General features: G+C 50.7%; 10 protein-coding genes. 2 read left to right on the top strand and 8 right to left on the bottom strand.

The features are described from left to right. Nucleotides 1–107 precede the first annotated feature (107 nt). The 7 genes from nagZ to HP548_RS14345 form a co-directional block, all read right to left on the bottom strand. Entirely contained in the window at nucleotides 108–1,793 is a 1,686-nt protein-coding gene (gene nagZ, locus HP548_RS14375) for a beta-N-acetylhexosaminidase (RefSeq protein WP_175382055.1), read from the bottom strand. 69 nt (nucleotides 1,794–1,862) lie between these two features. Then, complete coding sequence (locus HP548_RS14370) at nucleotides 1,863–3,029, bottom strand: exo-beta-N-acetylmuramidase NamZ family protein (RefSeq protein ID WP_175382054.1); 1,167 nt, start codon at nucleotides 3,027–3,029, stop codon at nucleotides 1,863–1,865. Further along, the gene (locus HP548_RS14365; protein ID WP_175382053.1) at nucleotides 3,029–3,739 is read right to left on the bottom strand and encodes a hypothetical protein; all 711 of its coding nucleotides are present in this window, start codon (nucleotides 3,737–3,739) and stop codon (nucleotides 3,029–3,031) included. Before HP548_RS14365 ends, HP548_RS14370 begins: the two co-directional genes overlap by 1 nt. A 208-nt stretch (nucleotides 3,740–3,947) precedes the next feature. Continuing rightward, nucleotides 3,948–5,057, bottom strand: a complete 1,110-nt coding sequence (locus tag HP548_RS14360) for an ABC transporter ATP-binding protein (RefSeq protein ID WP_175382052.1) — start codon at nucleotides 5,055–5,057, stop codon at nucleotides 3,948–3,950. A 271-nt stretch (nucleotides 5,058–5,328) separates the two neighbouring features. Further along, the gene (locus HP548_RS14355) at nucleotides 5,329–6,162 is read right to left on the bottom strand and encodes a carbohydrate ABC transporter permease (RefSeq protein WP_076290721.1); all 834 of its coding nucleotides are present in this window, start codon (nucleotides 6,160–6,162) and stop codon (nucleotides 5,329–5,331) included. 23 nt (nucleotides 6,163–6,185) lie between these two features. Continuing rightward, nucleotides 6,186–7,109, bottom strand: a complete 924-nt coding sequence (locus HP548_RS14350; RefSeq protein WP_076290722.1) for a carbohydrate ABC transporter permease — start codon at nucleotides 7,107–7,109, stop codon at nucleotides 6,186–6,188. Between the two features lie 55 nt (nucleotides 7,110–7,164). Beyond that, nucleotides 7,165–8,517: an ABC transporter substrate-binding protein gene (locus HP548_RS14345; protein ID WP_099858698.1), complete on the bottom strand. Its 1,353-nt coding sequence runs from the start codon at nucleotides 8,515–8,517 to the stop codon at nucleotides 7,165–7,167. A 361-nt stretch (nucleotides 8,518–8,878) separates the two neighbouring features. On the opposite strand from HP548_RS14345, the gene HP548_RS14340 reads away from it, so the two are divergent. Next, nucleotides 8,879–9,841 (top strand): N-acetylglucosamine kinase, encoded by a 963-nt coding sequence (locus HP548_RS14340; RefSeq protein WP_076290724.1) that lies wholly within the window; start codon nucleotides 8,879–8,881, stop codon nucleotides 9,839–9,841. Between the two features lie 22 nt (nucleotides 9,842–9,863). Then, nucleotides 9,864–10,769 carry an N-acetylmuramic acid 6-phosphate etherase gene (gene murQ, locus HP548_RS14335; protein ID WP_175382051.1) on the top strand — a complete coding sequence of 302 codons (906 nt, stop codon included), beginning with the start codon at nucleotides 9,864–9,866 and terminating at the stop codon, nucleotides 10,767–10,769. Between the two features lie 149 nt (nucleotides 10,770–10,918). Here murQ and HP548_RS14330 read toward each other — a convergent pair whose 3' ends face one another. Beyond that, a complete protein-coding gene (locus HP548_RS14330; protein WP_175382209.1) occupies nucleotides 10,919–11,758 on the bottom strand; it encodes a MurR/RpiR family transcriptional regulator in 840 nt (279 codons plus the stop codon). Nucleotides 11,759–11,806 lie beyond the last annotated feature (48 nt).

The following is an 11,806-nucleotide window of genomic DNA, read 5'->3' as shown; positions in this document are numbered from 1 at the left end:
TCATTAGATATAGCAGAAGGGACGGTCCATTATAGGATCGTCCCTTCTGCTATATTGGTCTTCATAATCCGGATTATACTTTCGCTCGTTCGTCATTTAACGCCTGTCTACTTAATAGATACAGGAAGTTTCCCGGCAAAAGGAATATGCCCCATTAACGCCCGAGCGGCGCTATCCATGGCAAGCGGCCTGCTCTCGTACGCTGCCACATACACCTGTACCTCCGGGATCGCAAGCAGATCATAGGGACTGCGGAGCGCCACAACAGCGAGTGGCTTGCCCAATTGCTGCAGCCAGCCGATCAATCTGCACTGCGGATCACCAGAGGCACTGCCTGCATTATACGTCCCCACCACAATCTGGCGAACGTCATCCTCTTCGGCAGCTTGAAGCAGACGGGCAGAACGAATGGCAACCTCCTCTGGCGTGACTGTTACTTCGACCACATCCAGACCGCAGTGCGACAATGCCGAACCTAGAGTAACCGTCTGAGTCAGCTGTTCGTCGGCAATCGTTGTCACAGATGTAGCAACTGTTATGACCAATGTGCGTTCCGGCTTCAAAGGCAGCATGTTCAGTTGATCACGCACCAGCGTGATGCTGTTCTCACTGATTCGTCGAGCCACGGCTTGGTGTGCCGGTTGGTTACGCTCTTGACGCTTTAATGAAGCCGGGGCAGTTGATACCTCAGCGGAGAATGAAGTCGACACCGCACCGCGCACTTCATCTTCACCTGTGCTTATTCCCTTCTCCAGCAGGCCTCGTTTTGCCTTGTACTTCAGCAACCGGGTTACAGATTCGTCAATGCGAGCCTCGCTGATTCGCCCGCTCTGCACGGCTGCCAGCAGCGCTTCAAACGCTCCTGCCTGAAGATGAGCTGTGTGGCTGATTAACACCAGATCTGCGCCTGCCTCTACCGCCATCACAGCTGCATCGACCGTGCCATAGTTGGCGGCAATCGCGTCCATCTCCATACAGTCCGTTACAATCATGCCGTCATACCCTAGCTCCTGACGAAGCAATCCACTTAACACGGTTCGCGATAGTGTCACAGGCAGACGCTCCGCTTCCAGAGCCGGAAAATAAATATGTGCCGACATCATTGCATCAACACCTGCTGCTATGGCAGCCCGGAACGGAATCAGCTCCACATGCTCTACCCGTTCCCGATCATGGGTGATGACCGGGAGATCCAGATGCGAATCGGTATCCGTATCCCCGTGACCCGGGAAATGTTTGGCTGTCGCAGAAATGCCAGCATCTTGTACTCCCGCAATGCTGCTGGCCCCGTACGCTGCCACGGTCTGCGGTGATTCTCCAAATGAACGCACACCAATTACCGGATTGGCAGCGTTGTTGTTTACATCCAGGACCGGAGCAAAGTTCATGTTAATTCCCATGGATCTCAGCTCCACCCCACTGATATAGGCTGCCTGGTATGCATCCTCGATGGAACCCGCTGCGGCAATCGCCATCTGTCCCGGCATCAGGGCGATCCCTTCGGTAATCCGCGCCACCATGCCGCCCTCCTGATCAATGGATATCCAGAGCGGCACATTACCGCTATCGATAGCAATCCGTTGCAGCTCCGACGATAGCCGCTCTATCTGCTCGGGTGTCTCAACGTTGCGCGCAAAATAGATTACGCCGCCAATGGGATACTTTCGCAGAAAAGCATCCACTTCACCGACAGCCTCGGTGCCCTGAAAGCCGCAAAGCAGCATTTGTCCAATTTTCTCACGCAGGGTCATCTGTTTCAGCTTCAACGCGTATATCTCTTTTGGCTTACTCATTCCATGCCTCCTCCCCATGACAAACATCATCCGTACATTACGCGACATTCTATTGATGAATTTCACTCTTTATGGGTATAGCAAAAACGGCTTCCGCCGTTCCTTCCACTCCTCTGCCTCTGCGTTCCAATCTTCCATCAAACGTACTAATTCTTCACGGTCATGAATGATGTCCCTGACTTTCCTACCTCCGGTCAACAGATCAATAAAATAACGGGAACCCGGCTGTGGCGGCTCCAACCAGCGAAATTGCTCCGGATAGAGCGACGCCAGTTCATGCAAAAGTACCAGACCTGTATCTACCGCCCGGAATGCCCTGCTGTCTGTCACGAAAATCCTCACACCTCCACACAGCTCACCTGCATGTTTGGAGAAGGTTGGCGAGATGTACACTGGATGCACATGTACACCCTCCAGTTTGTGTTCCCGAAAGCGTTCCGCCAGTCGTTCACCCTCAATCCAGGGTGCTCCAATCCACTCAAATGGGCGGGTTGTGCCCCTGCCTTCCGATACATTGGTGCCTTCGAACAGGCAAGTACCCGCATACACCCGCACACTGTCCATTGTGGGCATATTAGGAGAGGGCAGCATCCAGGGAAGCTCACAATCCGTAAATTCCATGGAGCGCCGCCATCCTTCCATTGCGATCACATTTAGTTCGCAGGGCACCTCCATCTCACTGTTGACCAACAGAGCCAATTCACCGACCGTCAGTCCGGTGCGGACAGGAACACGCCAAGCGCCAACGAGTGATTCATACCCTGCGCTCAGCAGGCCGCCTTCCACACTATTCCCACCCAGCGGATTGGGGCGGTCCAGCACCAGCAGACGTTTGCCGGCTTCGGCACAGGCCTCCATCATGTGGAACAAGGTTGATGTATACGTGTAATAACGGACGCCCACATCCTGGATATCAAACAGCACCGTATCCACCTCAGCCAGCATCGCAGGTGTAGGTTTCTTGTGTTCCCCATAAAGGCTGAGCACAGGGATGCCCAGACGTGGATGCACTGTATTCCCGAATCGGACACCAGCTTGAAGTTCACCATCCAGCCCGTGCTCGCACGCATAAAGCGCTGTAAGCTTGGCACCTGCCAAGCTGGCACAAACATCCACCGTAGAGACAAAGTTGGCCGTAATACCCGTAGGGTTTGTCATCACTCCAATACGCGCATCCGTTAACCATGGGTGGGAGAATCCTCCCGACAGAAGATCAACTCCAGTTTTTACACTCATCACACATTCCCCTGGCTGATCCACCCCGTATGTTGGTGGTCATTGCCGCCAGATGTGGCTGCTTCCTCTTCGGGTTCAAGCACATTAAGGGCGACCTTATGCTGATAGATGGCAAACATGCCCGCGAACAGCGCTCCGAAGCCAACAACCGTCAGCATTAGCAGAGCCGTCAGGCACAGCGCCTGAAAACAGGCTCCCATCGTGTATCCCGGATGACGGAAGAATAGCTTCACACTCTCCCCCATCGCCTGAATGATGCCCATATTCTTTTGCAGGACAAGCTGCCACGTATAGAACTGCGACATCAGCGCCATGAGGACGAAGAACGTTTGGAACATACTCACTGCTGTACCTGTAATCCCGCCCCGTCCGCCGTAATACCACCAGGTAGACCACAGAATGAAGCCGAGCACCGCGAAAAGAACACCGACTGCTCCTCCCGGGATGAATCCCTTCATCGTTCCGTTCCAGATATCCTTAAGCCCATTGCGGCGTTCCTTGCGTTCCAGCCTGTGATGCACGGTATAACTGACACCGAACAGGATTGGCATATAAATCACGGCCAAAAGCAGCACCGCGATTGGCAGCGGAGCAAACATCAGAATGGGCACCAGCACAATGGAGCTGACAACACTGTACAGGGCCACCGGAATAATATCCCGATAGATTTCCGCCCCCGTCTTGACCAACACTTCACTCAGCTTACGCATTTTCATTCTCCCTTCTATATAAGTTGGACCACACATGTATTCGATAACGGAGAAGGTAGAACCAATCTGGAGAAGCGATGCGTTCGCCTTTATCCCCGGATTTCCCCTTTGTATAAGGCATTCAAAAAATCTGGGGATAACTGCGATCGGAAGATGGTTCTGACTGCGCAGTGGTACAGTGTAAAATCTCTGATTCAGCTGATATAGCTTACTCCCGTCCAATCGCCAGCTCCGTCTCCGGGTCAAAAAAGTGCGCCTTACGCAGGTCCAGCACAAAATTTTTGTCCATGCCTACATAAGCATGTGTTTCCGGGTGAACCTTGGCCGTAACGGTACGGGCACCCGAATGGAAATACACCAGATTTTCGGAACCCAGATGCTCTACTACCTGAACCCGCGCCTGCAGCATATGATCTGTCGGGATATTCGGAGCGACATCGTCACCAAAAATATGCTCTGGACGCAGCCCCATAATTACCGGCTTGCCTTGATGGCTCTGAAGACGAGCGAGTATATCCTCTGGCAAGGTGAATGATGCACCGTCCACGACAACCTGTGTGCCTTCAATTCGGGCATCAATGAAGTTCATCGCCGGGGAACCGATAAATCCGGCAACAAACATATTACGTGGATTCGCATATAATTCTTTCGGTGAAGCCACCTGCTGAATATCTCCATGATTCATGACCACGATGCGCTCCCCAAGTGTCATGGCCTCCACCTGGTCATGCGTGACGTATACAATTGTGGCACCGAGCCGCTTATGCAGCTCCCCCAATTCCACCCGCATCTGTACCCGCAGCTTCGCATCCAGATTGGAGAGCGGCTCATCGAACAGAAACACCTGCGGATCACGGACGATCGCACGCCCTACCGCCACACGTTGGCGCTGACCACCGGACAGCTCGCGCGGTTTGCGCTCCAGCATCGCCTCCAGCCCCAGAATGGCGGCAGCATTCTGTACCTGTTCATCGATATAGGATTTTGGCTTCTTAAGATTTTTCAGGCCAAAGGACAGATTTTCACGGATGGTCATGTGCGGATAAAGCGCATAATCCTGAAATACCATCGCGATATCGCGATCCTTCGGATGCAGATCATTCACGACCCGTTCCCCGATGACAATATCGCCGCTCGTCTGTTTTTCCAGTCCTGCAATCATCCGCAATGACGTTGTCTTGCCACAGCCCGAAGGACCCACAAAAACCACGAATTCCTTATCTTCTATAACAAAGTCCGAGCCGGCCACAGCCGTGAACGTTCCTTTATGATCGTCTTTGAATTCTTTGCGCACTTGGCGAAACTCCACGCGTGCCATAGGTAGATCCCCCTTTACGTTGTCGCTTGTCCTGAACTATATAAGCTCCACTAACGAATATTTACACGGGCACTCCGATGACAGAACAACCTTCCGATCGCTGTTATCCCCAGATTTCTTTGATTCCTTTATAAAAGGGGAAATCCGGTGATAGCGTATGCTTCCGATGTAGCTTTCTTTTAGAAAGCTTTTAGGCGAACGCTTTCGCTTCTTCAGGTTATTTCTGTCCTCTCCGTTATGGTGTAAATGTTTAGTTGAACATATATAGGAATTAACCTTTTACTGCACCGATCGTAATACCCTGTAGGAAATAACGTTGCAGTGAGAAAAACAGAATGATCATCGGCAGCGCACCAATCGTTGCTCCTGCCATCATTGCGCCGAAGTCCGTTGATTCGGCAAATACGAACGAAGCCAGCCCCACCTGAACGGTGCGCATCTCGTTGGAGTTAGTGATCAGGAATGGCCAGAAAAATTCATTCCACGAAGCTACAAACGTGAAAATCGCCAGCACCGCGATCCCTGGCTTCGCCATCGGCAGGATTACTTTCCAGAAAATGCCGAACTCACTGCATGCATCAATACGTGCCGCATGAATCAGCGATGTGGGCAGCGTTGACATGAACTGTTTCATCAAGAAAATGTTGCCCACACTGACCGCAGCAGGCAGAATAATGGCCGTATACGTATCCCCCAAGTCAAACACGTTGACCATCAGAATGTACAAGGGAATCAGCGTCACCTGTGCCGGAATCATCATCGTGCCCAGCAAGGTCCAGAATACCGCCTGACTTCCCGGAAATTTCAGTTTGGCGAACGCATATCCCGCCAGGGAAGCGAAGAACACATTTGTTACGGTCAGAATGACCGCGATAAGCAGCGAGTTAAATAGCCAGCGCCACGCATCGGTTTTGGCAAAAAAGCGCTCATATGGTGATAACGACAGCTGCTCCGGGATCATCTGCGGTTTGAAGGAAGCCGACATCGCACTATCCTGCACCGAACCGACCAGCATCCAGTACATCGGAATGACCGTCACCAGTGCCCAGACCACCAGCAAAATGGATGCAACGACAAGCAGTGTCTTTTTCTGAGTTGATTTCATGGATTTCATTCACCCCCGGATGCTTAATACTCAATATCGCTGGAGAAATATTTGAACTGTATGACGGAGATGACAATGATGATAATCGCCAGTACGAACGACTGCGCAGAAGCCAATCCGAACTCATAGAACTTGAATGCCGTCTCATAGATCAGATAAGCGATTGTTGTTGTCGCAAAGTTCGGTCCACCCTGTGTCATCAGATACACCGAGATGAACACCTGGAAAGACGTGATCACACCTGTCACGAGCAGATATAGCGTCGTTGGTTTGAGCAGCGGCCATGTAATCTTGCTGAACTGGGTCCAGCCGCTGGCATGATCAATATCCGCCGCTTCGTACAGCGATTTCGGAATACCGCCCATGGCTGCTAAGTACAGAATAATGCCCGCTCCGTGCGATCCAAGCCAGTTCATCAGAATGAGTGAAAAGAGTGCCGTTCCCGACTGGCCTAGCCAGATCACCGGATCAAGGCCGAACAGGCTGAGGAAGCGGTTCAGTAGTCCCGAATCTGTCGGGTCAAAGATCGCCAGCCATACGATGGAGATGGTTACCCCAGATGCTACCGCAGGCAGGTACAATGTTGCTTTGAAGAACGTCTGCCATTTGCTTTTCATCTGGAAGATGAAGTAGGACAGTACAAATGTAATGAGAATATTGACCGGTACCGTACCCACAGTAAAGATGAGTGTATTTTTAATCGACTTCCAGAACGTCTCATCCTTCACCAAACGCTCGTAGTTATCCAATCCAACCCACGTGGAATTCATAATGTTGTATTTCTGAAAGCTCATCACGAGAGCCGTCAGAACGGGATACAGTGTGAAAATGAGAAACAGCAGGACAGGCGCCAAAATAAACAAATACGCCCACCCGTAGTCTCGCCAAAACCGGGCAGCCCGGGAAGTCCGGGGCACAGACGGTTTTGGCGCAAGGGCGGTCTGCATGGCGAATCCTCCTCTCCTAATCAGTGTGGTTTTGCGTTATGTTGTATGGTCCGAGTTATTGTCCAAACATCTGCTGGCCTTTGTTCTTGAAGTCTTCTGCGATCTGCTCCGGTGTCTTCTCACCCGAGAACAGCGCCTGAATGTTAGGCTTCACAACTTGTTCCTTGAATTGTTTTTGCTGTGATGCTTTGTCGATATCCAGTTCCAGTACAACCGGCATAGCGATATTCTCTGCCATGACTTTCGCAGCAGCCAAATTATCCGGTTGACCAAGTTCTTTTCCTTTAAACAGATCTACCTGGGATTGTCTTACGAATGGGAGCGCCAGTTCATTGGCCGAGTTCCCTGCTTTGGCACCACTAAGCGCCTCCATGACCAGGAACGTATTTTTGGCATGCTGCTCACCTTTGTCCTTCTTCTGTTTGAAGGCTACATACCCTTCGCCGCCCATCGTTGTTGCCGCAGATTGATCGTCATTATGCGGTACAGGCAGCAGGACAAAATCAATTTTCTCCCCTTGTACCTTGCCGTCGTCAATATCCTTGTTGCGGTTCTGAATCATCACATCATAATAAGGAATCGCTTTGGAGATGATCGCCGTTTCCCCCGCGTAGAACATATCCGTCCGTTTTGCTGGAGCAAGAGCAGCCGTTTCCTTCGGCATATAACCTTGATCCATCAGATTTTTGATAAAAGAGAGCGTATCCAGAATGCGCCCATCATTCCATTGGAACGTGCCAGCTTTGTCCAGAACATCAATCATGCCGTTGTTTCGGGACAACATTTCAATGAAATCAAGCGAGGTTCCGTCGGTAACCAGTGCATATTGTTTAGCCCCACCATCCAGCGTTTTGGTCAGCTTGGCAGCGACAGCGTTGAATTCGGACCAGGTCCAGCCATTTTGCTGAATGGATTTCCAGTCAATGCCCGCTTCCTCCAGAATGCGTTTGTTGCCACCCCATGCCCATTGGAATTGATACAACGGCAGTCCGTACTGTTTCCCTTGGATCTGACCTAATTCAAGCGTACCTGGCAGATAGTCATCCTTGATCTCAGGTGTCAGGTAGCTGTCCAACTCAAGTGCCAATCCCGTATTCACATATGTGCCGTCTACACTATGAAAGTAAAGATCCGGCGGGTTGCCCGCATTCAGAGCGACATCGAATTTTTTGGGCCCTTCCGCCCAGGAGAGCATTTCCGTCTTCACGGTAATGTTCGGGTGTTCTTTATTGAAATCAACGATCAGATCCTTCAGTTCATCTTCATATGTCCCATGTACTGGATAAGTCCATACGGTCACCGTATCTTCCGCATTGGGATCATCTGAAGCAGCGCCCCCGCTATTCCCGCAGGCAGTAACCCAGACCATCATCAACAACATTGCCCATACCAGACCCTTCTTTTTCATCCCTTCATCTCCTTCGCGTGTCGTCTCCCGATAATTGCATTGCCTAACCATGCTACCCCTTTTGAAATGATCCATCCTTAAACGACTTAACAGATTATTGAGCGTGGCAGTAAGGAAAATGCACCTCCCTTATGGATTAGACCTGAACGTACGCAGGATTAATCTCTTAAATGCAATATTAACGTCAACTTAGTTAACATTAACAGTATTAATTCCTTCCAAAATTGTAGATTGAGTTCATTATATGAGCTATGAAATAAAAATTCAACATTATTTTTTATTATAAAATTTAATTTTACTTTTTCATTTTGTGCCTCTATACTATGTAAAAAGAAAACTCAAGCAATCGAGGTGAGCCACTTTGCGAGTATATGTAGGCGTAGATGGAGGCGGTACCAATACTGATGCAGCAATCATTTCTGAATCTGGAGAAATTCTCGCCCGGCTCAGAGGCGGTCCCACGAATCCTCACAGCGTACCCCTGGAACAGGCCCTTTCCGAACTGAAACGAGTGCTGGAACAGCTATTCAATCTAAAAAGTGAATTATCGACAAATTGTGAAGGTATATGCCTCGGCATGTCAGGTGTAGATACAGTTCAAGAGCGGCAACTTATAGCCGACGCAGTAAATAACTATATGAAGAGCCGCAATCGACGGGGATCAGAGGATTGTCCAGTCTGGATTGTATCCGAAGGAGAGATTGCTCTGATGGCCACTCTTGGACATACTCACGGTGTATTGTGCATCTCTGGAACAGGGTCCATCGTGTACGGATTTACGCTGGAAGGAGAGCGATACCGTGCAGGAGGCTGGGGTCATCTGCTCGGAGATGAGGGGAGCGGCTATCGTATTGGGCAGCGTGCACTCCAAGTGGTGATGCAGAGCTATGACGGTGTTCTTCCGCCCACCCGTTTAACCCCGCTTCTTCTAAAGCAACTGAAACTTCGGGATATCTCGGAGCTAAAGACACGGGTGTACCAGACAGACTGGGGTAAAACCGAGACAGCATCCATCGCCCGCCTTGCTATAGAAGCAGCTGAATCCGGGGATGAGGCCGCGCGGGCACTGATCATCGATGAATCCGCACAACTGGCGGATACCGCCAAGGCGCTGATTGCCCGTCATCCCGAATTTGCATCCACTCAGGTTGTCCTGTCCGGATCGTTGTTTCGATACGCTGCGCTTTTCCGAAATACATTTATCCAGAAGTTGTCGGGATATTATGGAGAGTTGGACTTTGTATATCGTGAAGATGCCCCTGCTCCAGTGATTGGTGCAGCACAACTGGCAAGAAGACGCTGTTCCCTGAATGAATCATTTTAAAAGAGAGAAGGAGGCCATACGGATGAATCACATGCTGAACTCATTACTAACGGAACAACCCAATCCACTAACGGATCATATAGATGAATTGCCTTCGGCAGAAATTATGGAGCTAATTAATAAGGAAGATCAACGGATTGCAGAGCTCATTCAGCCCCTGATTCCGGTCATTGCCCAAGCGGCGGACCTGATCTTGGAGGCCTTTCAGTCTGGCGGCAGGCTATTTTATGTAGGCGCAGGTACCAGTGGACGATTGGGAATACTTGACGCTTCGGAATGCCCTCCTACTTACGGAACCCCTCCTTCCATGGTGCAGGGTATTATTGCAGGAGGATTCCGGGCAGTGAAGGACCCGGTTGAAGGTGCTGAGGATAGCGAGGAATTGGGAGCCGCAGACCTTGATGAACATGGAATAGACGAAAACGATGTCGTGGTTGGCATTGCAGCCAGTGGCCGGACGCCGTATGTACTGGGTGCGATGAGACACGCCAAGGAGATTGGAGCTACTGTGATCAGCCTGAGTAACAACGCAGGTACGCCGATGACCCTTTTGGCTGATGTGAGCATCGAGGCTGTTGTCGGACCAGAGGTTGTTATGGGTTCAACACGTATGAAGGCCGGCAGCGCCCAGAAAATGATTCTGAACATGCTCACCACTACCGCCATGATTCGTCTGGGCAAGGTTTACCGTAATTTCATGGTCGATCTGAACCCTTCGAACGAAAAGCTTGTCCATCGGGCCAAACGCATGATCCATCTGGCAACCGGAGCGAACGAAGCGGATATTGAACAGGCTTTTGCCGGTGCAGACGGTCATGTAAAAACAGCAATCGTCATGCTAATGGTAGGCGTGGACGCCGTGGAAGCTCAGCGAAGACTTGATCTGGCTGACGGATTTGTCCGCAGCGCCATTGTAGGTCCTTCCTGAGCCGTACAAGGGTATTTCTAGAGGTTGAAAGAGAAGAGCCCGACATTAGTCTGGGCTCTTTTAATATTTTTTTTTATTATAAAAGCCGCTATAATCCGTCAAAAAAATCCCCTCCTGTATAAACAGAAAGGGATTCATATGGCTCTACTTCACTTATGCTCCAGAATAGCCTGCCGGCTCTTCTCCAAATATTCCACCGATTGGTTGTAGTCGCGGCTGGCAATCGCCAGATACAAAATGTCGATCACGTTCAGCTGTGCGATGCGTGACGAAGTTGCTCCGCTCCGGATATCGCTTTCGGTGGAAGTAATCATCAGGGGTACATCCACCAGACTACTGAGTGTATTGCTCCCCCACTTGGTAATGCTAATCGTTGCAGCGCCGCCTTCACGAGCATGCTTCAGACAGGAAATCACGTTCGAAGTCTCCCCTGAATACGAGATACATACAACCGCATCATCTTCGCGAAGCGTCGTTGCGGACGAAATCTGCATATGCGGATCGGCGAACGAAAAGCTTGTGCGATTGATTCGCATGAACTTGTAGTGTGCATCCAGCGCAATCAGGTTGGAGGCCCCCACCCCGTAGAAAAAGATTCGGTTCGCCCGATGAAGCACATCCACTGCCTGCTCCACCAGACGTGGGTCCAAAATATGAACGGTATCCTTCACCGATTGAATATTATTTGCGGACACGTGCTGAATAATGCTCTCCATGGAGTCCTGGGGACGAATCTCCGTATATTGGTATTGCTCACCTGTCTGCAAATCTCCGGCAATCTTCAGCTTCAGCTCCTGAAAACCCGTTACACCCAGTGACTTGCAGAGACGGATAATGGCAGCCGGGCTGCCCCCGCTCCGTTCAGACAGCTGTGCCACCGAGGATTGAACCGTCTCTTGGGGATGATCGAGAATGTAAGCTCCGATCTTCCGTTCCGACGGTGTCAAGTCATCCATTAATGCGCGTAAACGTACAAGTCCACCTTTCATGCCTTCCATCCGCTCCTCCTTTCCGTACTGCCTTCATGTACAAGCATT

This window comes from Paenibacillus taichungensis (assembly GCF_013359905.1).
Lineage (GTDB): Bacteria > Bacillota > Bacilli > Paenibacillales > Paenibacillaceae > Paenibacillus > Paenibacillus taichungensis.
This window is presented reverse-complemented; position numbering and strand designations above follow the sequence as displayed.